We start from the raw sequence: 24,646 nt of genomic DNA on the forward strand, positions 1-24,646 counted from the left end.
TTTCGTTTTTCACTATTCAATTCACTTTGCTGGTGTTTCCTCGCCGTTTATTAACGACTGCGCTGCTATAGCGATAGCTTTGATCACCGTTGTCATATGCGGAATGTGGATTCGTTTTATTTCATCACAGGGTCGATGATAGCACTTATCATCATCATCGCTGCTCATGATGCTATGCGCCGGCACACCTTTTTCAAAAAAGGGAAAATTATCACTGCGCTTAAAAAGTTCTTTTTCTTCTTCGGATGGACCAGCCTTTACGTTAACGGGTGTGGCTGAAAATCCCTTTTCTAAAATCGCCGGCAAAGAAGATCGGTTATATCCGGTAATGAAAATATTATTCTTACCATATTGTGGAATACCGATCATTTCAATATTAATGCCGGCCACGATCGGTTTTGTGTTGATGACATCTACAAAGTGCTTTGAACCTAACAGGCCCAATTCCTCACCCGCAAAGGCACAAAACAAGAGCGTTCGTTCATTGTCATTCCTCTTTGCAAAATAATCGGCCAGTAACAACAAAGCCGTGACACCCGACGCATCATCATTGGCGCCATTCAGTATCCCATCTTTTCTTTTCCGGGCATATACTCCCTCATGATCATAATGTGCGGAAAACAGCACCACTTCATGTTTTTTGGATCTGCCCGGCAGTATAGCCGCCACATTATACTCTACGTTTGAATAATAATTGCCGACACCTGATAGCTTAATAGAATCAGGCTGCGCAAGTGCACAAACCAACAATACATTTCTCTTTAATCCTTCGGGCTCAGTCTTAACGCGGACGGGAAAATAATTTTCTTTATCGGGCTGTGGCTGGTTGCTCCAGAGAAGCAAGTCTGTTGTGATATGATCATAGGATGCTAAAACATCCTCTGTAAAAAACGAATCGATTTTTATAACAGTGAAACTATCGAGGGTTCTTGGAGCATAGTTGCCGGGCGTGGGATGCATGTATAGAAATGCCTCGGGTAACATTTTTTGACCGTTCCATACCAGCTCATCGGTGACCACATTTTTTTGACCACCAAAAGGCCGAAAGGGCATATAGTAACTGAAGTAGCTCGGCCATGGACGCAAACCGCTTTTGTGAAATTCATTGCCTATAAAAATGCCCGCCTGCAGCAGTTCAGTACTGCCATTACCACGACCTTTCATAGAATCAGCCGCAAGATATTGTAGGATACGCCGGGCTTCACTTTCTTTAATAGCATCCGTCGCATGCTGGGCAAAAACAACTGGCTGCACTGATAGCAGCGCAGTCAGGATAAAAATTATTTTCTTCATCATTTTAATTCCTATCTCAAATCTTCTTTCTTCACCCGGCCCGGCGTTTCCTTACCCGCAACAATGCTGGTTGAACTTAACGCAATGGATTTGATGATCATGGCCATATTCTCAAGATCCAGTGTTTCTACATGATCCGATACCTTATGATAATGTGGTTCACTATCCATTTTGGCAGTGGATATGGTATGTGCAGGTACACCCAACCTAGCCAGGGTTGCATTATCCGAACGATAAAACAATTGTTGGTCGGGATAAGGATCGGGGTGAAAAGTGAAGCCGGTACCCGCTAGGTTTCGTTGCAACATTGAACCCATATCCGTTTTTTCATACCCGGTTATGTAGGCTGAGTTCTTTCCCCATTTACTTTCCGTGCCAATCATTTCGATGTTGAACATGGCCATCACTTTATCAGGTGCAAACTGTTGCGAAAAATATTGTGAACCAAAACCGCCCACTTCTTCTGCCGTAAAAGCTGCGAATACAAGTGTGCGTTCATTATTTTTTTGTGCGGCAAAATATTTAGCCAGCATGATCACTGCCGTTGTTCCCGCTGCATCATCATTGGCGCCATTGTAAATTGAATCACCATTGACTGCCTTGCCAATGCCGATATGATCGTAGTGACCAGAAAAGATTACATACTCATCTTTCCTGATCTTACCCGGCAATATACCTACCACATTCGCCAGCTTCTGTTCTTTAATATCGTGTTTGGCAGTTATGTTGAAATTTTTTGGCAACTCATTGCCCAAAATAAATACCAGGTTTTTATCTGTTTTAAAAAGACTTCGTTTTAAAAAACTAAGTCTTGGAAAATTTTTAGCATAGCTTGAATCGACTGTGATAATCATATTCTTTTTAACTCCTGCATATTCCATTGCCTGTTGAAATATATTACCACCCGCTTTGATCGATCCCGTTTCATATCCTGACAATTGATTGATGGTAATTTCCGGCTGACAGGTAACCACCACTATTTTTAATGGATCAGCATCCACATTATCGAAGGTTGCCACAAGACTTGTTTGTTTAGGATTCATCATAGAAAACTCCTGCCGATAACTGCTACCGCTATTCCAGGTTTTCAATCCTGCCGCTTTGAATTCGGTTGCAATAAAATCCGCAGCTTTATCAATCTCAGGACTGTAGACTTTTCGCCCTTTCATAGCGTCGGACGCCAGGACCATTTCAATCCTCTTTACTTCTTTAGCATTGATAATAGCATCTGTTTTTTGCGCCAATAAAAAAGGGGCTATTGCTGTGAATAACCCCGCCATTAAAAGTTTTTTCATATTTTTTCTTAATCAATAGGCAATTGGCAATAAGCAATCAGCAAAGCTGCACTCAAATTGTAAATTGCCTATTGTCTATTGTTTATTGTCTATTTTACTATAAACTCATCATCTCCTTAAACTTCACCGTTTGTCTCCGGCTTACTTCTATCTTTTCGCCTCCTTTAAGCTCCAGCAATAATCCACCATTGAAATAAGGTTCTATCTTATCGATCATCCTCAAGTTCACAATATGCTTGCGATTAGCACGGAAGAAAAATTTTTCATCCAATCTTTCTTCCAATGCATTCAGTGATTTTAGTATTAAAGGCTTGTTGGGTCCAAAGAAAACTTTGGCATAATTACCCACACTCTCGAAGAGGCGGATATCACTTAGCCTTACAAACCAGCAGCGTTCACCATCTTTTACAAATACCTGGTCATGCTCGCTGAGAATGCTGTTGTTGGTATATTCTTCTGCCGTCCTGGTTTCGCGGTGTTCGGAGTGTTGTAATTTTTGAATAGCATCCGCCAAGCGCTTCGGTTCCACCGGTTTTAATAAATAATCCAGCGCATTTACCTCAAATGCTTTCAGCGCAAACTCATCGTAGGCTGTTGTAAAAATCACCTGCGGCGAACGTTCCAATTCAGCCAGCATATCAAAGCCTGTCTTACCAGGCATCTGGATATCGAGAAAAATAAGATCGGGTTGCTGGCTTTCAATTTTGGAAACACCTTCCTCGGCGTTCGCGGCTTCATCGATCACCTCTACTTCAGGAAAATCTTGCAAGAGTTTTTTTAATTCAGCCCTGGCCAGGCGTTCATCATCAATGATAATTGCTCTCATGTGAATTGTTTTAATAATCATCGGCCACAGGTATCAGCACTTTCGCTTCTACCAGCGAAGGCGCCGCCTGCTTTATCTCAAATTTAGCTTTATTTCCGTATAACAGGCTTAGGCGGTTGGTTGTACTCGACAACCCAAAACCTTCACCCGACGACTGCCCATTCAAATAACCAGTATTCTCCACTGAGAGTTCATGAAAATTATTGTTTATGGTTGAAATGATTCGCACTACGCCACCTAATATTTGTTTGTTTATACCATGCTTAATCGCATTTTCCACCAATGTTTGCAACATCATGGGTGGCACTGGTAAGCTCAATGTATTTTCATCAATCTTATATTCGATCTTCAGCCTGTCTTCAAACCGCATGTTTTCCAGGGCCAGGTAATCCTTTACGATATACAATTCCTTTTCAAACGGAACCGCTTCCGATTTATCTGCCTGCATACTACTGCGAAGTATATTGCTTAATTCTGTAATAGCTCTTCTGGCTCTTTCCGGATTCTCATCTACCAATGCCCTGATACTATTTAACGAATTAAAAATAAAATGGGGATTGATATGCGCTTTGATCGTTTTTAGTTCCAGCTCTTTTACCAGCGACTCCAACTGCAGGGTATCCATTTGTTGCTTTCGGCTTTTAGCTACATAATGATACACAAAATAGATAAGGCTCCAGATGAAGAATAGTATGAAATATGAAAAAGCGCTGCTCAATACCAGCAAAAGCTTGCTGACCCAATATTGTACATCCGTTCTGGCCAACAGATCCATCTCATCCTTCTTTATCAATTTAAATGCAATCAACGCTTCCACGCTGATATAGGATACCAGCACTGCCAGGCAAAAAGTGATAAGGAAAAATTGGAGTATCTGCTTATTCAAACTTTTTTGTAATAAGCCAAGCTGGATGATGATGATCCGCATCAAGTGAGAAAAGAAAATACCCAACGCTAAAAAAACACCCAATCGTTTAAAAAAATCAGGCGTCAGGCGATCAAAAGAAAAGGCAAAAAAGGTATTGATGAGGGCAAAAGAGCCCCAGCCAATAAACTGAAAGAGCCAGTACCTTGAGTTACCTATACGCATAGTCGTCAAAGCTAACAGTTTTATTCACCCCTGAACTTTATAAATATATCAGTGGAAAATAAGTTTTACAAATGGGATATTTTGACTGGTTTTGAGCCATAAAAGCTATATAAGTGTCTGCAATTATTTGTTAAAGACCTTAATCGGCAAGGGCTCGAAAGAAAATATTACTTTTACAGCGTTAAAATTGGTACATGGAAATTATACCCGGACCGTTATTAAAAACCATCGATTCTCCTGCTGATCTTAAAAAGCTCCCCCGCGAAAAGCTACATCAACTATGTGATGAATTACGTCAGTATATTATTGATGTTGTAAGCGTACACGGCGGCCATTTTGGCGCCAGCCTCGGAGTAGTCGAATTAACAACAGCCCTTCATTACGTATACAATACGCCTTATGATCAGTTGGTATGGGATGTAGGTCACCAGGCGTATGGCCATAAAATATTGACGGGCCGCCGGGATAATTTTATTACCAACAGAAAATATAATGGTCTCAGTGGTTTTCCCAAACGCAGTGAAAGCGAGTTCGATACATTTGGTGTCGGTCACTCTTCTACTTCCATTTCGGCCGCATTGGGCATGGCTATGGCTGCTAAATACAAGGGTGAAACAGACCGGAAATGTATTGCGATAATCGGTGATGGCGCTATGACGGCCGGCCTTGCTTTTGAAGGGATGAACCATGCCGGCGTAGCTGATACGGACATGCTCATTATCCTCAACGATAATAATATGGGCATTGATCCTAATGTTGGCGCATTAAAAGAATACCTGACAGATATTACCACTTCTCCAACCTACAATAAAGTAAAAGATGACGTTTGGAAATTGCTGGGCAAATTACCTGTTGGTAAAAACTTTAGCCGGGCAATGGGCCACAAACTGGCAGAGGGGTTAAAAGGAATGGTCAGCAGCAGTGCCAACTTGTTTGAGTCTTTAAAGCTTCGTTATTTCGGTCCCATCGATGGACATAATGTGGCTAAACTGGTGGACACCCTTACCGATCTCCGTGAAATACCGGGTCCTAAACTATTACACATAGTTACTGTAAAAGGAAAGGGGTATGCACTCGCTGAGAAAGATCAAACCAAATGGCATGCGCCGGGTTTGTTTGATAAAATAACCGGCGAAATTCAAAAGAAAAAATACGATCTGCCCCAACCTCCTAAATACCAGGATGTGTTTGGTCATACCATTATTGAGCTGGCAGAAAAGAACGATAAAATATTTGGCATAACACCGGCAATGCCATCCGGCTCGTCGTTAAAATATATGATGGAAAAAATGCCCGACCGGGCTTTTGATGTTGGCATTGCAGAGCAACATGCTGTCACAGTAAGTGCAGGTATGGCTACGCAGGGCTTGAAAGTGTTTTGCAATATCTATTCCTCATTTATGCAACGGGCCTACGACCAGGTGATACACGATGTTGCCATTCAAAAATTGCCGGTTATCTTTTGCCTGGATCGTGCCGGCCTGGTCGGCGATGATGGTCCTACACACCATGGCGCTTATGACATTGCCTATATGCGCTGCATACCCAATATGATCATCAGCGCACCGATGAACGAAAGTGAATTACGCAACCTGATGTATACGTCTCAATTAGAAAGCACGAAGCTTCCGTTTGTGATTCGCTACCCCAGGGGTGAAGGAGTAATGCCGGAGTGGAAAACCGAAATGAAAGAAATTGAGATCGGCAAAGGCAGAAAACTGAAAGAAGGTAATGACATTGCGATTCTTTCACTCGGTCATCCCGGCAATTTTGCTGCAGCAGCCATCCGTGAATTAAAAAATGATGGATTAAATCCCGGTCATTACGACATGCGCTTTGCCAAACCTCTCGACGAAGAGCTATTGCATGAAGTGCTGAGCAATTACGAAAAGATAGTGACGGTTGAAGATGGCTGTGTAGACGGCGGATTTGGCAGTGCAATATTAGAGTTTATGGCGCAGCATGGCTACAAAAATGATGTTCGTATCCTGGGCATTCCGGATAGAATTGTAGAACACGGCACACCCAAAGAATTGCATCACGAGTGTGGTTATGATACACCGGCCATAATTGAAACGATCCGCGATATGATGAAGGACACAATAATGGCTACTTCTTTTTTCCAATAAACTTTTATCTTTTTTTTTATGAATGGCCAACCTGAATAAGGTTGGCTTTTTGCTTTTTGATAATTTCAACAATTATTAACAAGCTTTCACAATTTTCACGTATGGATTTGAGTTAGAATGGTGTCTATTCCTTTTTAAAACATAGCATATGTTTAAAACCAGGATTCTGCTGCTGATCTTTTTTCTTTTAGTTTCTTTTACCTGGCTGTTTTCTTCGGGGTTAGTAGAAAAAGTAAAAGCAAGCAAACCAAATCGTTCCAATCACACGTTAACAACCACATCGGCAAAGAAACTTCAGTTAAGAGCAAGCGAAGCCCGGGCATTTGCCCAACAAAAAGGATATAATGATATTATTTGCTTCCTGATCGATATGAGCCTGCACTCGGGGCAAAACAGGTTTTTTGTGTACGACTTAAAAAGGGATACAATCAGAAACTCAGGACTGGTCACCCACGGCCGCTGCAATCAGTATTGGCTCGAGGGCAGGAAATACGGTAACACGGTGGGTTGTGGTTGCACCTCGCTGGGAAAATATAAAATCGGGAATACTTACAATGGCAGGTTTGGGCTGGCTTATAAGCTATATGGTCTCGACAAAACAAATGACAAGGCATTTCAACGATTTGTAGTATTGCATGCGCATGATTGTGTTCCCGAATCGGAAGTGAAAGAGGATATTTGTCAAAGTGATGGATGCCCAACGGTATCTATTAACTATCTGCAATACCTGAAGCCAATAATTGATGCATCCAGGAAACCGGTTTTGTTGTGGATATATAATTGAGCCTTTTTCGACTCAGTCAACTTTGTCAATAAAAAAGGTGCAAACCAGAAAATTTAGTTTCTGGTTTGCACCTTTTAAAAATTCTAACATGCTTACGCCAGGCTGGCGTCCATAGTAATATCTGTATTCAATAGTTTGCTAATGGGGCAATTTGCTTTGGCATCAGCTGCACACTCTGCAAATTTTGCTGCATCAATACCCGGAACTTTAGCTGTTACTTCGAGATGGCTCGCCGTAACAGAACCGTTTTCTAAAGTAACAGTACATTTGGTATCGATACTATCAGGTGTAAACCCGGCAGCACCCAAAACAAAACTCAATTTCATTGAAAAACATCCCGAATGCGCCGCTGCAATTAATTCTTCCGGGTTAGTGTATTGTCCATCCTCGAACCGGCTTTTGTAATCATAAGCTGTATTTTTTATAGCACCTTTTCCGGTTGATAAAGTTCCGGAACCTTCTTTACCAGATCCTTTCCAATTTGCAGTTGCAAAGCTTTTCATAATAAAAATTTTTAGTTTGTTTATTGTGGTTGATTGTCTTCTTCCAATTCGGCCAGCCGGTTTTCCGGCTCATTGTATTCGATGATAAAATTATTCTTGCCTTCGCCGATAATGATCTTCAAGAATTTTCCCTGTACCAGTTCTAATAATGAAAGGAAAAGAAAAATGGCATGAACCCTGTTTTCCGCTCTTTCAAATATTTTCTCAAATGCAAGCGTCTTTTCTTTTTGTGAAAGCGCCAGCATATCCTGGCGGCTATTTTCCATTGTATAGCGATACTGTACAACCGTATGTACCGGCTTATTGACCCGGTCAGAATATTTCTGCATGGCTTTTTCAAAAGCCTTCATTAGTTTAAATACGGTGATATTCTGTATTTCGGTTCCCTCGCCTGCTTCTTCGCCTATTTGTGATAATTCTTTCTGGATATTTCCTCTTTTTACCATCAGCATTCGCATGGCTTCCATTTCTGCCATTTGAGCTGATGCTTCTTTGAATTTTTTATACTCCAGTATTTTATTCACCAGTTCTTCACGGGGATCGATCTCATTTCCTTGTGCATCCAATTCTTTACGTGGAAGCAACATTTTGGCTTTGATCCGCATCAACGTAGAAATAAACAGGATAAACTCGCTGGAAAGCTCAATGTTCACAGCCTGCTGCTGGTGAATATAATCCAGGAAGTCATTAGTGATTTTAGTGATAGGAATATTGTAAATATCCAGCTCGTCACGCTCTATAAAAAATAAAAGCAGGTCAAAAGGCCCCTCAAACTGGGCCAGTTTGATCTGGTATGATGAAGAATTTACCATGTATAAAAATTAAACCCTGTCGCAGGGGGTACCTGAAACGGGGCTCAAAAATAAGGGAAATATGGTTGCGGGTTATTTCTTTAAAGAGTCCCTGATTTCACGCAATAAAAGTACTTCTTCGGGTGTAGGTGGTGGGGCAGCGGCTTCTTTTTTCACCACTTTATTCAGACCCTTAATAATTAAGAATAATACGAAAGCAATGACTATAAAAGAAAGGACAGCTGCGATGAATTTTCCCAATAACACACCACCCGGAGCCCAGGTTTCAATATTAGCCGCGCCGGCCGCCTCCAAAGCTGGCTTTAATAATACCGGTGTAATAATATCTTCAACCAAAGAGTTAATGATCTTACCAAATGCACCGCCGATGATTACAGCAACGGCTAATTCTACAACATTGCCTTTGGTGGCAAACTCTTTGAATTCTTTTAGCATGCTCATAATTTGTTGGTTTTGTGTGTTAACAAAAGTATATGCCTAAGTTATTTACTTTAAGGACATGTCCAGTTTTTTACGAACGCCATTTTATAGAAACTTTTCCACTGATGCACTATTTTTTTAATCCCGGATATTCCATATTTAAACTCCTGAGCGTATCACGCAATGCTGAAGCAATGATAAATTCTTTGTACCAGTTTTGATCAGCAGGCACGATGATCCAGGCCGGCTTGTCGCAATAGTCAAAACATTCTTCGTACATCTGCATGTATACATTCCCAAGTTTGGCTTCGCTCAAATCTCTTTCATTGTATTTCCACATCTTGGCAGGATCTTTCAATCGTTCAGTCAATCTTTCGTACTGCTCTTCCGGTGATACATGTAAATAAAATTTCAGGATATGCGTGTCGTTGTGCTCTTGTAACAGCTCTTCAAAGTCATTGATTGCCTTCATTCTTTTTTGTGCTGTTTTATCATCACACCATTTGTGCACCCTGGTTACAACAATATCTTCATAATGCGACCTGTTAAAGATTTGGATCATACCCTTTTGCGGTGCATGTTTATGCACACGCCAGAGGAAATCATGTGCGGCTTCTTCAGGTGTCGGAACTTTAAAAGATTGTACGGTTACTCCTTGCGGGTTCATATTACCCAACACATTCCTGATCACGCCGTCTTTTCCACTTCCATCCATTCCCTGGATTACAATTAAGATGGAGTGTTTGCCTTCAGCATATAACAGGTTTTGGAGTTCATCGAGTTCTTCAAGGATAGCAAGCGTTTTTTCCCTGGTCGCATTTTTATCGAGATCCCCGGGTGCACGGGTATCTATATTATTCAATCTGATTTTACTCATAGCATTCCATCTTATTTAGTTTCATGTGTTCATTTTATTTTTCTGTTAGTCACATAGAATCTTGCCTGTAGGCAGACAGGTTCACCATAAAAATTTTCATCGCAATTGACGTGAATTTGCTTGAAAATTTTTATAATTCATTTCACAATATAAAAAATTTGCTACTGTTCATTTTGTTTTAAGACCTTCGCCCCTCACTTTATGAATAATAAATTAATTTGTTGGGGGATTTTTGTGCTGCTTTGTTTCATTTGGGGAAGCTCATTTATTTTAATGAAAGTGAGCAGTGAAGGTTTAAGCGGCTCACAAATCGCAGCATTGCGCATCTTTTCATCATCCCTGGTATTTATCCCTATTGCATTTATACATGGATCAAAAATTCCCCGCAAGAAAATAGGCTTGCTTTTTTTTACCGGCCTTTGCGGTAATTTGTTACCCGCTTTTTGTTTTGCTATCGCTATTACCAAAGTCGATAGCTCCCTGGAAGGAATTCTCAATTCGTTGACACCTATTTGTGTTGTTAGCATTAGCGCTATTTTCTTCCGGGATAAAATAGGAAGACAAAAAGTTATCGGCATAATCATCGGTTTTGTGGGTCTTTGTCTTCTTACGCTTTTTAAAAAAAATATTAGCCTCGATAATTTTGGCTATGCTTCTCTGGTAATTCTTGGAACGATATCGTACGGTATAAACGTAAACCTCGTCAGCCATTTTTTAAACCAACAAAAGCCGATACATATTGCTGCAGTCTCGCTTGCTTTAATGACTTTACCTACAGCCATTATTTTATGGCAACAAGATTTCTTCCAATTAGACTTTACGGACAAGATAGTACAATGGTCCATTCTTAATACATTACTACTCGGTCTTGTAGGAAGTGCTTTCGCTACTGTTCTGTTTTATATCCTTGTTCAAAAGGCCAGTGGCCTGTTTGCCTCGTTAGTTACTTATGGTATTCCATTTGTCGCTTTGTTTTGGGGATTCCTGGATGGGGAAGCTATCACGATAGTTGAGTTCATCTGTCTCCCGATAATTTTGTTGGGCGTTTACCTTGCCAATCTCCCTGATAAAAGAAAAAGCGGAGCTAAAGCTCCGCTTCCTGAAAAAATAGAATTGACAGGAGATTAAACCGACATAATTTCCTTCTCCTTTGCAGCAAGGTGTTTTTCTATCTGGGAAATAAACTTGTCTGTGACTTGCTGAACATCCGCTTCGGAGTCTTTAGCAGCGTCCTCGCTTAACCCGTTTTTCTGTAATTTTTTAATTGCCTCAATGGCATCACGGCGGATGTTGCGAATGGCGACTTTTGAATGCTCGCCTTCTGCCTGGCATTTTTTTACCAGTTCTTTTCTTCTTTCCTCCGTTAATGGCGGCAAGAACAAACGGATAATCACACCGTCGTTTTGAGGTGTAACACCGATATTGGCATTAATGATAGCTCTTTCGATAGGTTGAAGCATGTTCTTTTCCCAGGGTTGTATCGTCAGAGTGCGGGCATCTAATACACTGATATTGGCAACCTGGTTGATGGGCATCGGCGAACCATAATAGTCTACCACAATACTGTCAAGCATCTGGGGATTGGCTTTACCTGCTCTTATCTTCAGTAGTTCAGCCTCCAGGTGATTGATCGCTTTTTTCATTTGCTCGTCAGCGCCGGCAATAATTTTTGAAACATCTTCCGTCATAGTAAAAATTTGAGAAAGGCAAAGCTAATAAAAGCAAGTAGTTAAAAAAAAGCCGGAAAAAATTTATTCTTTTCCGGCTAATACTTATTGCACTAACTGGCTATTTGCTGTCAGCCGTAGCTGCTTCCTGTGTAAGTGTTACAACCTTAGAAGTTGTTTTCAATTCGGTAGTGCCATTCACACGTCTTGTAACAACAGTCCGTTTCGGCCTCCGATAATAAAGAAAACCAAACCCTGCAAAGGCAATACACAACATGCTTAACAATAAATATGTAGAGCCGATGGAACGAAAAGTGTAAGCAAATATGATAAAGGCTACATTAATACCCACACAGAACAGGGCAATAGCTGCATGACCAAGACCCCAGTTAAGTAATAAGTGATGAACATGATTACGATCAGGCGTAAAAGGCGAACATCCTTTAGAAATACGTATAGCAAATACCCGCAAAGTATCCAACAAAGGAACGATCATGATAGAAAAGCCAATTGCCACTGCTGACTCAATAGGAATGGCAATGGCCGGGTCGCTGGCTACATTTATAAACTTAATGACAAGTATTGAATTTACCAGGCCGATCATCAGCGAGCCCGAATCACCCATAAAGATCTTGGCCGGGTGGTGATTAAAGATGAGAAAAGCGATAAGACTACCTCCAAGAGAATAGGCTAATAAGGCGTATGCCTGGTAACCTACCATATAAAAGTAGGTTCCAAAAACAAGCATGGTCATCACTCCTAAACTTCCTGCCAAACCATCGATACCATCAATCAGATTAAAAGAATTAATAATGACAATGATGGTGAGATAAGTCAGGGCCAGGGCAAAGGCTTCAGGTAATTGGTCAAATCCGAACAAGCCATGCATGCTGTCCAATTTAATTCCACCCAGATGAATAATGATGGATGCAGCCACCACCTGTCCAACAAACTTTTTGCTGGCTGACAATACGATCAGGTCATCCTTTAATCCCAGGAAGAAAATTACCAATGCCGCGGCGAAGAAATATTGAAACTCAGGATTCAAATAACCCTGGATAGATAATAAAGCAGCTAATAAAAAACCGCCAAAAATACCAACTCCGCCTAAAGATGTAACTGTATGTGTATGTAGTTTGCGTTCATCCGGTATATCATATAATTTCTTTTGCTCTGCAATTTGCATTACAACCGGTATCGCAAGGAAAGATATAATAAAGGAAACAGAGGCTGTCAATAATACATCTAGCATCAGCAGGGATTTACGGTACAACAATAGGTCTAAACCATTCAGATTATCATTGGCACTGAACCATTAAACTGCTACTACGTCAATATTAATTGTTCAGCACCAGCAGGAATTTGTGATTTAAACCAGATTAATATCAACGGATGGATTTTGTGTGCAAAAAAACTGCATTTTTGCAGCTCCTTGCTGCTATTTGAGGCGGCAAGATACAAAAAGTTTAAAAAGTTCCTAATTTTTATGGCTGAACTTAAAGCAATTGCATCGCAAATCAGGCGAGACATAGTAAGAATGGTACATGGCTGTAGCAGTGGTCACCCGGGTGGCTCACTGGGATGTACCGAGTATTTAACGGCACTTTATTTTAAGATCATGAAGCATGATCCGTCCTTCAATATGGATGCCACCAACGAGGATGTATTCTTTTTATCCAACGGTCACATCTCACCGGTTTTTTATTCCACACTTGCCAGGTCAGGCTACTTTGACGTAAAAGAACTGGCAACTTTTCGGAGGCTAAACTCCCGCTTGCAGGGTCACCCGGCAACTCATGAGCATCTTCCGGGTGTAAGGATTGCAAGCGGATCTTTGGGTCAGGGTATGAGTGTGGCCATCGGTGCGGCGTTGGCCAAAAAATTAAACGGAGAAAAAAATCTTGTCTTTTCCCTGCACGGAGACGGGGAACTTGATGAAGGGCAGGTATGGGAAGCTATCATGTTCGCAGCCCATCACAAGGTTGATAACCTGATTTCAACGGTGGACTGGAATGGCCAGCAAATTGATGGCCCAACCGATAAGGTAATGGGATTGGGTAATATCCGTCAAAAGTTTGATGCGTTTGGCTGGACAACGCTTGAAATGAACGGCAATGACATGGATGATGTCGTAGCGACGCTGGAAAAAGCTAGAACATTGACCGGGCAGGGAAAACCTATTGGCATCATGATGCATACAGAAATGGGCAAAGGTGTTGATTTTATGGAAGGGTCGCATGAATGGCATGGCATCGCTCCCAATGATGAGCAGTTAGCAAAGGCCCTGGCTCAGTTGCCCGAGACCCTGGGAGATTATTAGAAACACGATATAAGTGATTTTAAAGGATTATGAGGAATTTCTCATAGTCCTTTTCTTTTTTACGAGGCTGATTTGTGACGGGCAGGAAAGCTTCAATTCTATTTCCGAATAATCTCAATTTAATCCTGAAAATCGTGGTTCTCTTATTCACTTCTCAATGAAAACTCCTGCGAGGCCGCCTTGCGGGATGGAAGCCACGAAGCGATCAAGGCAATTACAAAGACTGTAACCGTTACCAGGATGAAATCCATGAGGCGCAATTTGACCGGAAAATAATCGATCAAAAAAGAGCCGCCCTGCAGGGGAATGAGATGAAATTTAATTTGTAATAATGCGACAACCAGGGCTAGCAGCATACCAATCGCTGTACCAATAAGTGCTAATAACAAACCTTCGTTCAGGAATATTTTCTGAATAAATGTTTTGTTAGCTCCCAATGCATGCAGGACGCTTATATCTTTTTGCTTTTCCAACACCAGCATAGTGAGTGCGCCGATCATATTAAACGCGGCGACTACCAGAATAAGGCAGAGGACGCCATAGATTACCCAACGCTCCAAATTCATTACGGCATACAGGCTTTGGTTTTGCTGGTAAATGGTTTGAACCAGGTAGCCGTCGCCAAATATCTTTTCTACTTCTTTTTTTATATCATCCGCCTTTGCTGGATCCAGGAGGCTTATCTCTACCCCGCTGTATTCGTTGGCGCCGAGCTTTAATGCTTTTTTTACAAAATCAATATTGGTAATGCCATATTTGTTATCAAAATCCTGCTGTATCATAAAAGCCGAGGAAGTCCGTATCGAATCGTTGCTGATATCATTTAAAGGGTCTATCTGTTCAGTATTGTTTTTTCTTGGCAAATAAACTTTCAACACAAAAATGTTTCGATCGGCCTGGATTCCCAGAGCGCCTTCTACACCACCGCCAAGAATGACTTGTGGCGCATCTTCTGTGCCCAACTGATACTCTCCTTTGATGATGTGACTGGCTACGCCTGTCACGTAACGATAGTTATCATCCACACCCTTCAAATACATCACTGACTGGAAATCGCCATTTTGTATGAGTGCTTTTTCTTCTGCGACCAGCGAATAATTTTTTATACCTGCTATCCCCTTTAATTGCTGCAATTGCGCGGGCGTCACGTTTATGGTTTTGCCCGTAGCAGGCAAAACTTTCAGGTCGGTGTAGAAAGAAGAATATAATGATTTGACCAAACCTTCAAACCCATTGAAAACGCTCAACACCAATATCAATGCAGCTGTGCCAATGACAATTGCAGCAATGCTTATTCTGGCAATGATGTTAATGGCGTTGATCGACTTCTTTGCTTTGAAATATCGCCAGGCAAAAAGAAAGTTCAAGGAGTTTAGTAGTTTAAGAGTTTAAGGTTATGCAAATTTAATACGGCTAATTACCAGTTAAGATTCCGGCGGTTTCTCCTCGTTTATCTTTTTAAATATTTCCTCCAGCTTGAACACTTGATCCAAAGTATCATCCTGGAAAAAACGTAAAACAGGAATACTTCGCAACTGGTGCCTTACTTTAGCGGCCAGCTCCTTTTTTATTTCATGATGCTTTTCCTCAATTTTTTTTAGTGCCGCTTCCACATCTTTTACCTGGAAAAGACTTAAGTAAAACCTGGCTTCCAGCAAATCTGGTGTCACTTTCACCGATGAAATGGAAACCATTCCACCATCAATCATATTCAATCCCAATCGCTGAAAAATAATGCTCATTTCTTCGTGCAGTAAGCCTGCTATCTGTTTTTGACGTTTTCCTTCTTCCATTTTGTTATAATTTGTTGCCTGACACTTCTAAACCCACGCAGACGCTGTAAAATTACTTACTTTGCACCGTTTAAGCGATTTATACCTCTCAATGAAGAAATATTCAAGGATTTTCAGTTATTTAAAAAAACATACCGGCAAGCTTGCACTTTATTTTCTTTGTACCGTACTGGCTACCATTTTTGGTGTTGTTTCTATAGGAATGCTTATCCCTTTTTTTGGTTTGATATTCGACACGGGTCAAGCAGGCGGAACAGAAATGGTTCGCACAAATGTCCTTGGCTCATATATCACCAACACGCTTGAACAAATCATCAACGAAAAAGGTAAAGTGGGAGGTCTTACTGCGATTTGCATTTTTATTATCACGGCAACCTTTTTAAAAAACCTGTTTGTTTATTTATCCAACCGCATCTCGGTTCCTGTTCGCAGTGCTATCATTACTGAATTACGGGGAGATTTATATGAAAAAATATTACGTCTTCCAGTCGGTTACTTTACTGAAAAAAGAAAAGGCGATGTTATTTCGCGAATGACAAATGATATTGCAGAAATTGAAGGATCAGTAGTGGGCACATTTGATGGCCTGATCAAAGATCCCCTGACCGTATTAGGCTACCTGATCTTTTTGGTGATCATATCTCCCAAGCTTTCGCTGTTCTTGCTTATCCTTCTGCCCGTTACAGGTCTTTTGATTGGCCGTGTCAGCCGGACATTAAAACGTCAGTCACAGGATGCTGCCGTAAAACTAGGTGAAGGTCTGTCCATACTTGATGAAACATTAGGTGGTTTACGGGTGATAAAAGCATTTCTTGTAGAAAACTTATTAAGCAGCCGTTTTCATGCTGTAAATGCTGAATTATTTGAGATCAGAAAAAAAATGGGTGCGAGAAGAGACCTGGCTTCTCCACTTACAGAACTATTGGGTGTAATTGTATTAAGTACCATTCTCTATTTTGGTGGCCGCCTGGTACTGGAAAATGATGGACTCGAGGCAAAGGAGTTAATCGCTTATATCGCATCCTTTGCTATGCTTATCAACCCGGCAAAAAACATTTCGACGGCTTTCTTTAATATTCAACGTGGCGCCGCCGCATTGATAAGAGTAGAAGAAGTATTAAAGGCACCCGTAGTTGTTGATGAAAATATAAATGGGAAAGTGTTGCATTCTTTCAATGATCAAATTGAGTTTCGCAACGTAACTTTTGCCTACAGTGATGCGACGATATTGGATAATATCAGTCTCACTATAAAAAAAGGAAAGACTATCGCATTGGTTGGATCTTCCGGTGCAGGCAAGTCAACCTTAGCTGACCTTGTTCCCCGCTTTCATGATGTAACAGAAGGTGAGGTTTTGATAGATGGTGTAAATATCAAAGATTATTCTTTACAGTCGATCCGCAGCCAGATGAGTATTGTAACACAGGAGCCTATTCTGTTTAATGACACCATTGCCAATAACATCAGAATTGGCAAACAATCGGCTACCGAAGAAGAAATTACTGATGCTGCTAAAGTAGCGAATGCGCATAACTTCATTATTCAGAAAGAAAAAGATTATAACTCCAATATTGGTGACAGGGGTAGCAAATTGAGTGGTGGCGAAAGACAGCGACTGACCATTGCAAGGGCTGTCGTAAAAAATCCACCGATATTGATTTTGGACGAAGCGACTTCATCACTCGATACCGAAAGCGAAAGATTGGTACAGGATGCCATTAATAATATGATGCAAAACAGAACCAGCATTGTAATTGCCCACCGCTTATCTACTATCCGCCACGCTGACGAAATCATTGTGTTGCAGAAAGGGAAAATCGTTGAACGGGGAACGCATGAAGGATTGATTGCGCAAAATGGATTTTATAAAAAATTGGTGGAGATGCAGGAAGTGAAATAACAACTCTTTTTTCTTCAACTAAATCTTAAACCAACTTTAACTCCTTAAAACCTCCCTCGAAATAACAATCTTTTGTATCTCACTCGTCCCCTCACCTATTGTACAAAGTTTGGCGTCGCGATAATGTTTTTCAACCGGGAAATCTTTGGTATAACCATAACCACCGAAGACCTGCACAGCATCGTTCGCCACTTTTACCGCTACTTCGCTGGCATAATACTTCGCCATCGCTGCCTCCTTTGTTACTGGCTTTTTCCTGTTTTTTAAATCACAGGCCTGTAGTGTCAGCAATTCGGCCGCAGCTATTTCAGTAGCCATATCTGCCAGTTTGAAAGATATTCCCTGGAAACTGGAGATTGGCTTGTCAAACTGGTGACGTTCCTGCGAATATTTCAGCGCCGCTTCATATGCGCCTTTAGCAATACCTAATGATAGGGAAGCAATAGAGATTCTTCCACCATCCAATACCACCATCGACTGCCTGAACCCTGCTCCAACTTCACCTAAACGATTGGCATCCGGTATGCGACAATTATCGAATACCATTTCTGCGGTTTCACTTGCTCTCATTCCCAACTTGTTTTCTTTTTTTCCAGCACTAAAACCCGGTGTTCCTCTTTCTACAATAAAGGCAGTAGCATTATTTTTTGTCCTTGGCTCACCCGTACGGCAAACGACTACTGCTATATCGCCACTGTTGCCATGTGTGATCCAGTTTTTTGTACCATTAATGATCCATTCATTTCCATCTCTTACGGCTGTGCATCGCATATTGCCCGCATCACTGCCGGTATTAGCTTCCGTTAATCCCCAGGCACCCAGCCATTCAGCAGTAGCCAGCTTCGGCAAATATTTTTTCTTTTGTTCTTCACCGCCAAATATCATGATATGACTGGTACAAAGTGAATTATGCGCAGCCAGGCTAAGGCCTATCGAGCCACAAACCTTTGCTACTTCTTCAATTACTGTTTTATATTCAAAGTATCCCAGACCTGATCCGCCATATTCTTCCGGCACCAATACGCCCATAAAGCCAAGTTTTCCCATTTCCTTAAACACCTGCAGCGGAAACACCTGGCTTTCGTCCCAGGTCATTACGTTGGGCTTTATATGTTGCTGTGCAAAATCACGGGCTGTTTGAGCCACCTGCCCGGTTATTTCAGAAACTTCGAAATTCATCTTCTTGACGTTAAAGGTTTAAAAGATGTGCCACCACAGATTGTGATGGCACATCCAGTTACTGTTATGCTGTAACAGCTTGCAATCGTTAAAGGCAATTGCAAGGTAGTTAAATTCAACAATAAGCTAACAATTGTTAGCTATTTATTTTGCTTATATATCTTAAAAGAACAAAATAGACCGGCAACCGGGGCAGCGCAACCAAAAGGGCATCTTGCAAATCCGGCCTGACTTTCGACCAACCTTCCTTTTTAAAAATAATCCGGTAAAGAAATCCACGCAAATATTGCCAGTGGAATTCCTGGTAATTCTAATTATACCGTCCACATCAGGTTTACCGGTGTTTAGCTAAATTCTAAAGTTAATCCGTCATATGCAAGGTGAATACCCGCAGGTAAATCTCCTTCTACTTCATTGTGCTTACCCAACTGGTGAGAAATATGGGTGAAATAAGTGGTGGGAACTTCTAATTCCTGTGATAAGTCGACAGCTTCAAGGAGGCTAAAATGAGACACATGCTTTTCTTTGCGAAGCGCATTTAAAACCAATACTTCACTCCCCTTAATTTTTTCTTTTTCTATCTCATCAATCCGGTTGGCATCGGTGATATACGTAAACTTTCCAAAACGAAAGCCTTTCACCGGCATATTTAAATGCCAAACCAGTATTGGAGTGACGGGAATATCTCCGACAATAAAGGTTTCTTCGCCGATAGCATGCATATCAAATTGGGGAATACCGGGATATCTTGTGTCGGCAAAGGCATAATAAAATTCGCGGCGGACAGCGGCCTCGGTATAAGCATCTGCATATACCTGCATGGGCATTTTAGAAAACCAGCTAAAAGCTTTCAGATCATCCATCCCGGCAATATGGTCCTTATGGGAATGAGTAAGGATGACAGCATCAAGCCACTTTACTTTGTGCCGTAACATCTGGCAACGAAAATCGGGACCGGCATCGACCACCATTGTCGTCTTTTCAGACTGAACCAAAATACTCGACCGGAAACGTTTATCTTTTTTGTCGGATGATGTGCAAACCTTGCAATCACAGGCAATCATAGGTACACCGCTGCTGGTACCAGTACCGAGAAAAGTTATTTTGAGAGAAGGATATGACACGGTCAAATGTACGAAGTCGGGTGTATGGAGAATGAACTTTTAGTCTCAATAGTCAGCGGCACCGGTGAGCTACTGTGGTGGCTCTGCCTGCAGCTTAGAAATTATCTCCATATATAATTTCTTCGCGTCTTCCGTTAACAATTCCGTATCGATGTCCAATTGAGGAATGAGATCGACCAGTGTATTGATGCGTCCTTCCAGCTGAAGGAATTTATTCAATACAACCACTTTCTTTTCCTCTAAAACACAGTATCCGCTTTGAAATGTTCCTCTTTCATAGCGAAGCACATAACCTGACTGTTCAGGAATTGCTTCTAATTTATCCAATGTTGTTTGTGTATACTTCATACCCCAAGTCCGCCGAAGGCGGAGAGTTTAGAGTTTTACTATTGCAAATTCTTTACTGTTTGCGAAACTACATTATCGACTACTTTCTTTTATAATACTTTTCCACAAAAGTGAAAAGTTCACAACCTAAGCTCCCCTTTAGGGGAACAGGGATTTACTTACTCTGCATTTTAATCACCGGCACAATCATTTCCTCAAGGCTTACGCCCCCATGCTGAAATGTATTGCGATAATAATTTACATAATAGTTATAGTTGTTTGGATAGCATAAAAAGCTATCTTCTTTGGCAAAGATGAAAGATGAATTAATGGTAGGAACCGGCAGGCCTATTTCCCGGGGATCCCTGAATGCCAGCACTTCTTTTGGTTCGTAGTTCAGATTCCGGCCATGTTTATAACGCAGATTAGTAGTTGTTTGCTTATCGCCCACTACTTTATAGGGGGTTTTCACTCTTACACTTCCATGATCCGTGGCCAATATCAATTTGATATTCTTATCGGCAATCTTTTTCAGGGCCTGGTGCAAGGGTGAATGTTCAAACCAGGACGTAGTGATGCTCCGGTAACTCATTTCATCTCCCGCCAGTTCTTTTAATACTTCCATCTCTGTTCTTGCATGGCTAAGCATATCCACAAAATTGTACACGATCACATTAATATCATTGTTCATCAGGTTATGGATATTGTTGACAAGATCCAAACCGGCATTATTATTCGCCACTTTTGTATAGGATACTTTCAGATCTCCCTTGCCTAAGCGTTTCAATTGAGCCCGAAAAAATTCTTCTTCATGTAAGTTCTTTCCGCCCTCTTCGTCGTCATTTTTCCACTGTACCGGAAACTGCTTTTCAATTTCCACGGGGAGCAACCCCGCAAAAATAGCATTGCGGGCATATTGTGTAGCTGTTGGCAATATGCTATAAAAACTATCTTCTTCCAAAATGCGGAAGCTCTCGGCAAAAATGGGTTGAATCGCTTTCCATTGATCGAATCGAAGATTATCAATCAATACAAAAAACAACGGCGTTCCTTTTTCCAGATGCGGCAGCACCTTGAATTGAACCAACGAATGACTCATTACCGGACCATCTGCACTTTTTGATTTTAACCAACCTGCATAATTCCGGGAAATGAATTTAAAAAACTCGGTATTGGCTTCGCTCTTTTGGCTTTGCAATATTTCCTGCATCTCAGGACTATCACTTTTTTGCATCTCCAATTCCCAATACACCAATTTTTTATAAATATCCATCCATTCATTATAGTCAGGATTGCTATTTAACGCCATGAACAGGTTACGAAATTGTTGCTGGTAGGCGGTTGTGGTTTTTTCTGCGACGAGACGCTTGTTGTCTATAATCTTTTTGAGGCTCAGCCAAACCTGGTTGGGATTGACAGGCTTGATCAGGTAATCACTGATCTGCGAACCTATCGCTTCATCCATCAGGTTTTCCGTTTCATTCTTTGTAATTAAAACAACGGGAAGAGACTGATTTATTTCTTTAATCTTTGCTAATGTTTCAAGACCCGTAATGCCAGGCATGGACTCATCAATTAATACCACATCCACCAAATTATCTTTTACAAAATCGATGGCATCAAAACCGTTGGTAAAGGTTTGCACTTCATACCCTTTATTTTCTAAAAAAAACTTTTGCGATTGCAAGCTTTCAATTTCGTCATCGATCCAGATGATTTTTGCTACGGCCATTCTTTTCGTTTTTGTTTGTCTTTTAAGTATAGGTTAGCTGCTTAGGGTTCAATCTTTATACCAAATAAATAACTGCCTGCATCACGGCTTTCAAAGACTCCGGATAATTGATTCCAGGCAAGCCGGTTTATTCTACCATGTTTGTTTAACGCCACCAATCCTGTCAAAAATAGCTTTTTAAAGGCTGCCTTTGTACTTTTGCTGCCTGGCCTTTTCCAGCCTTTAACAAAAAAGCAACAATGACGGTAGTCCGCAAGATCATTAATGACCCGGTTTATGGATTTATTACGATTGACCACCCGTTGATCTTGCAGATAATCTCCCATCCTTTTTACCAACGATTGCGTAATATCCACCAAATGGCGTTTGCACACCTGGTCTATCCCGGCGCTGTTCATTCAAGACTACATCATTCACTGGGCGCCTATCATTTAATGTGCAATGCGTTGAATGAGCTTAAAGCAAAAGGAATTGATATAACAAAAGAGGAAGAGCTGGGAGCCAAGATTGCCATACTCCTGCATGATTCCGGTCACGGACCATTTTCACACGCCCTGGAACATGAATTGATCAATAATGTGCATCATGAAACTATTTCTAAGCTTATCATGCACAAACTCAATATTGAGTTGAATGAACAATTACAGACAGCCATCGAAATATTTACTGATCAACATCCAAAACGTTTTCTTCACCAACTGGTGTCAGGTCAACTGGATGTTGACCGGCTTGACTACCTGATACGAGATAGCTTTTTTACAGGTGTAGCAGAAGGTGTGGTGGGTTATGACAGGATCATCAAGATGCTTACAGTAAAGGACGGCGAATTGATGGTAGAAGAAAAAGCCATTTATTCTATTGAGAAATTCCTGGTGTCAAGACGACTCATGTATTGGCAGGTTTATCTTCACAAGGCTGTGTTAGCGGCGGAAATGATGTTGGTAAAAATCATCCGGCGGGCCAAAGAGTTGATTGCTTCAGGAGAAAAAGTAGAAGCGGCAACACCTGAATTGAATTTCTTTTTGCAGAATCCCAATTCTAACACGGCTATTGAAGATCACCTGGATATTTTTTGCCGTCTTGATGATCATGACCTGATGGCGACGATCAAAAACTGGAATCATCATTCTGATAAAATATTAGCCTTACTCTGCCGGTCACTTGTTGAAAGAAAATTGCTGAAAATAAAATTGCAGGCTGAGCCATTCGACAATGATCTCATCCGGCAAAAGGAAAAGGAAGCAATCGATGAGTTGGGTATAGATGCAAAGCTGGTGGATTATTTCGTTTTTACCGGAGATGCCAGCAACACCACTTACGATTCGCAGGACGAACGCATTAATATTTTGTTTAAAGACGGTACGGTGAAAGATATTTCCAAAGTGGATAATGCACTCATCCATCAGCACTTGGGCAGCACGGTCAAAAAACATTATTTTTGTTATTTACGGAAAGAATAAACCATTTAGAATTAATAATGTGTCTTATCTAACCGCTTACTATTAAGACTTAATAACTATGAATTTTCCTGCTGCGCAAATAAGCCTGCTGATAAATGGGAAAGTGGAAGGCGATCCCAATGTTGTGGTTAATTCTTTTGGCAAAATTGAAGAAGCAAAAGAAAACCAGCTTACCTTTTTAGCCAATCCCAAATACGAAGATTTTTTATATACCACACAAGCTTCTATTGTCATATTAAATGAAGCTTACGAATTAAAGCAACCGGTAAAAGCTACTTTAATAAGAGTGCCGGATGCCTATTCAGCCTTTGCTTTATTGCTTAGCAAATACCAGGAGATCATGCAACAGCAATTGAGTGGCATTCAACAGCCGTCTTATATTGCTAAGACAGCCAGTTACGGAAATAATGTATTTATCGGTGCATTTGCTTACCTGGGTGAGAATGTAAAGATTGGCAACAATACTAAAATATATCCCAATGCTTACATTGGTGACAATGTAACGGTTGGTGAAAACAGCATCATCCATCCAGGTGTAAAAATTTATCATGATTGTGTAATTGGTAATCGTGTTACTGTCCATGGCGGCACCATCATCGGGAGTGATGGCTTTGGATTTGCCCCCCAGGCTGATGGCAGTTTCAAAAAAGTGCCGCAGATCGGTAACGTAATTATTGAAGATGACGTGGAAGTTGGAGCGAATGCAACAATTGACCGGGCCACTATTGGCTCTACATTAATAAAAAGAGGCGCCAAGCTTGACAACCTTATACAGATTGCACACAATGTAGAAATTGGTAATAGTTCCGTTATTGCTGCGCAGGCAGGCATAAGCGGCAGCACCAAAATCGGTAATGGCGTTATGATTGGCGGCCAGGCAGGTATTGTAGGACATATACAACTGGGCGATGGCTCTAAAGTAAATGCACAAAGCGGAGTTAGTAAATCTCTTGAACCGGGCAAGGCTGTTACCGGCTCACCTGCCTATGACTATACCGCTGCTCTCCGCAGCCAGGCAATTACCCGCAAACTTCCGGATTTGGAAAAAAGAATAAAGGAGCTGGAAACATTAATAAAACAATTGCTGGCAGAGAAAACAATTATGTAGCTGCCGG

At 41.2% G+C, this 24,646-nt stretch carries 23 protein-coding genes; 7 read left to right on the top strand and 16 right to left on the bottom strand.

Going from position 1 to position 24,646, the window contains the following annotated elements; translation table 11 throughout:
* Positions 1-21 precede the first annotated feature (21 nt).
* The 4 genes from ACFEL9_RS22970 to ACFEL9_RS22985 form a co-directional block, all read right to left on the bottom strand.
* Positions 22-1,293: a M28 family peptidase gene (locus ACFEL9_RS22970; protein WP_385894957.1), complete on the bottom strand. Its 1,272-nt coding sequence runs from the start codon at positions 1,291-1,293 to the stop codon at positions 22-24.
* A gap of 11 nt (positions 1,294-1,304) precedes the next feature.
* On the bottom strand, positions 1,305-2,588 hold the full coding sequence (locus tag ACFEL9_RS22975) for a M28 family peptidase (RefSeq protein WP_385894958.1): 1,284 nt from the start codon (positions 2,586-2,588) through the stop codon (positions 1,305-1,307).
* A gap of 97 nt (positions 2,589-2,685) precedes the next feature.
* Positions 2,686-3,414 carry a LytR/AlgR family response regulator transcription factor gene (locus ACFEL9_RS22980; protein ID WP_385894960.1) on the bottom strand — a complete coding sequence of 243 codons (729 nt, stop codon included), beginning with the start codon at positions 3,412-3,414 and terminating at the stop codon, positions 2,686-2,688.
* 10 nt (positions 3,415-3,424) lie between these two features.
* Positions 3,425-4,504 carry a sensor histidine kinase gene (locus ACFEL9_RS22985; protein WP_385895482.1) on the bottom strand — a complete coding sequence of 360 codons (1,080 nt, stop codon included), beginning with the start codon at positions 4,502-4,504 and terminating at the stop codon, positions 3,425-3,427.
* Between the two features lie 194 nt (positions 4,505-4,698).
* Here ACFEL9_RS22985 and dxs point away from each other — a divergent pair, with 194 nt between their 5' ends.
* Positions 4,699-6,633: a 1-deoxy-D-xylulose-5-phosphate synthase gene (dxs, locus tag ACFEL9_RS22990; protein WP_385894962.1), complete on the top strand. Its 1,935-nt coding sequence runs from the start codon at positions 4,699-4,701 to the stop codon at positions 6,631-6,633.
* A 148-nt stretch (positions 6,634-6,781) separates the two neighbouring features.
* Entirely contained in the window at positions 6,782-7,417 is a 636-nt protein-coding gene (locus tag ACFEL9_RS22995; protein WP_385894963.1) for a murein L,D-transpeptidase catalytic domain-containing protein, read from the top strand.
* Between the two features lie 92 nt (positions 7,418-7,509).
* On the opposite strand, the gene ACFEL9_RS23000 is transcribed toward ACFEL9_RS22995, so the two are convergent.
* The 4 genes from ACFEL9_RS23000 to ACFEL9_RS23015 all read right to left on the bottom strand — a co-directional run bounded on the left by ACFEL9_RS23000 (position 7,510) and on the right by ACFEL9_RS23015 (position 10,029).
* Complete coding sequence (locus ACFEL9_RS23000) at positions 7,510-7,920, bottom strand: OsmC family protein (RefSeq protein ID WP_385894965.1); 411 nt, start codon at positions 7,918-7,920, stop codon at positions 7,510-7,512.
* A gap of 20 nt (positions 7,921-7,940) precedes the next feature.
* The gene (locus ACFEL9_RS23005) at positions 7,941-8,732 is read right to left on the bottom strand and encodes a segregation and condensation protein A (protein WP_385894967.1); all 792 of its coding nucleotides are present in this window, start codon (positions 8,730-8,732) and stop codon (positions 7,941-7,943) included.
* A gap of 72 nt (positions 8,733-8,804) precedes the next feature.
* Positions 8,805-9,173 (bottom strand): large conductance mechanosensitive channel protein MscL, encoded by a 369-nt coding sequence (mscL, locus tag ACFEL9_RS23010; RefSeq protein WP_385894969.1) that lies wholly within the window; start codon positions 9,171-9,173, stop codon positions 8,805-8,807.
* A gap of 109 nt (positions 9,174-9,282) precedes the next feature.
* On the bottom strand, positions 9,283-10,029 hold the full coding sequence (locus ACFEL9_RS23015) for a PPK2 family polyphosphate kinase (protein ID WP_385894971.1): 747 nt from the start codon (positions 10,027-10,029) through the stop codon (positions 9,283-9,285).
* Positions 10,030-10,230: 201 nt separating this feature from the next.
* On the opposite strand from ACFEL9_RS23015, the gene ACFEL9_RS23020 reads away from it, so the two are divergent.
* Entirely contained in the window at positions 10,231-11,157 is a 927-nt protein-coding gene (locus tag ACFEL9_RS23020; protein WP_385894973.1) for a DMT family transporter, read from the top strand.
* Here the strand turns inward: ACFEL9_RS23020 and frr are convergent.
* Both frr and ACFEL9_RS23030 read right to left on the bottom strand, forming a co-directional pair.
* Positions 11,154-11,717, bottom strand: coding sequence for a ribosome recycling factor (gene frr, locus ACFEL9_RS23025; protein ID WP_385894974.1), 564 nt, complete (start codon positions 11,715-11,717; stop codon positions 11,154-11,156). The two genes, ACFEL9_RS23020 and frr, sit on opposite strands and share 4 nt — an antisense overlap.
* Positions 11,718-11,817: 100 nt before the next feature.
* Positions 11,818-12,948: an MraY family glycosyltransferase gene (locus ACFEL9_RS23030; protein WP_385894976.1), complete on the bottom strand. Its 1,131-nt coding sequence runs from the start codon at positions 12,946-12,948 to the stop codon at positions 11,818-11,820.
* A 234-nt stretch (positions 12,949-13,182) separates the two neighbouring features.
* Here ACFEL9_RS23030 and ACFEL9_RS23035 point away from each other — a divergent pair, with 234 nt between their 5' ends.
* Positions 13,183-14,016, top strand: coding sequence for a transketolase (locus ACFEL9_RS23035; protein WP_385894978.1), 834 nt, complete (start codon positions 13,183-13,185; stop codon positions 14,014-14,016).
* Positions 14,017-14,159: 143 nt separating this feature from the next.
* Here ACFEL9_RS23035 and ACFEL9_RS23040 read toward each other — a convergent pair whose 3' ends face one another.
* Together ACFEL9_RS23040 and ACFEL9_RS23045 are read right to left on the bottom strand one after the other, a co-directional pair.
* On the bottom strand, positions 14,160-15,383 hold the full coding sequence (locus ACFEL9_RS23040) for an FtsX-like permease family protein (RefSeq protein WP_385894979.1): 1,224 nt from the start codon (positions 15,381-15,383) through the stop codon (positions 14,160-14,162).
* A 57-nt stretch (positions 15,384-15,440) separates the two neighbouring features.
* Positions 15,441-15,809 carry a ribosome-binding factor A gene (locus tag ACFEL9_RS23045; protein WP_385894980.1) on the bottom strand — a complete coding sequence of 123 codons (369 nt, stop codon included), beginning with the start codon at positions 15,807-15,809 and terminating at the stop codon, positions 15,441-15,443.
* A 91-nt stretch (positions 15,810-15,900) separates the two neighbouring features.
* Here ACFEL9_RS23045 and ACFEL9_RS23050 point away from each other — a divergent pair, with 91 nt between their 5' ends.
* On the top strand, positions 15,901-17,709 hold the full coding sequence (locus ACFEL9_RS23050) for an ABC transporter ATP-binding protein (protein ID WP_385894982.1): 1,809 nt from the start codon (positions 15,901-15,903) through the stop codon (positions 17,707-17,709).
* 36 nt (positions 17,710-17,745) lie between these two features.
* On the opposite strand, the gene ACFEL9_RS23055 is transcribed toward ACFEL9_RS23050, so the two are convergent.
* The 4 genes from ACFEL9_RS23055 to porX form a co-directional block, all read right to left on the bottom strand.
* Entirely contained in the window at positions 17,746-18,888 is a 1,143-nt protein-coding gene (locus ACFEL9_RS23055) for an acyl-CoA dehydrogenase family protein (protein WP_385894984.1), read from the bottom strand.
* A 344-nt stretch (positions 18,889-19,232) separates the two neighbouring features.
* Positions 19,233-20,012, bottom strand: a complete 780-nt coding sequence (locus ACFEL9_RS23060) for an MBL fold metallo-hydrolase (RefSeq protein WP_385894985.1) — start codon at positions 20,010-20,012, stop codon at positions 19,233-19,235.
* A 69-nt stretch (positions 20,013-20,081) separates the two neighbouring features.
* On the bottom strand, positions 20,082-20,360 hold the full coding sequence (locus ACFEL9_RS23065; protein WP_385894987.1) for a hypothetical protein: 279 nt from the start codon (positions 20,358-20,360) through the stop codon (positions 20,082-20,084).
* A gap of 154 nt (positions 20,361-20,514) precedes the next feature.
* Positions 20,515-22,071 carry a T9SS response regulator signal transducer PorX gene (gene porX / locus ACFEL9_RS23070; protein WP_385894989.1) on the bottom strand — a complete coding sequence of 519 codons (1,557 nt, stop codon included), beginning with the start codon at positions 22,069-22,071 and terminating at the stop codon, positions 20,515-20,517.
* 239 nt (positions 22,072-22,310) lie between these two features.
* Between porX and ACFEL9_RS23075 the strand changes: the two genes are divergently transcribed.
* Positions 22,311-23,531: an HD domain-containing protein gene (locus ACFEL9_RS23075; RefSeq protein ID WP_385894991.1), complete on the top strand. Its 1,221-nt coding sequence runs from the start codon at positions 22,311-22,313 to the stop codon at positions 23,529-23,531.
* Between the two features lie 58 nt (positions 23,532-23,589).
* On the top strand, positions 23,590-24,639 hold the full coding sequence (gene lpxD / locus ACFEL9_RS23080) for a UDP-3-O-(3-hydroxymyristoyl)glucosamine N-acyltransferase (protein WP_385894993.1): 1,050 nt from the start codon (positions 23,590-23,592) through the stop codon (positions 24,637-24,639).
* Positions 24,640-24,646: the final 7 nt, after the last annotated feature.

It is taken from the genome of Terrimonas alba (genome assembly GCF_042434975.1).
Lineage (GTDB): Bacteria > Bacteroidota > Bacteroidia > Chitinophagales > Chitinophagaceae > Terrimonas_B > Terrimonas_B alba.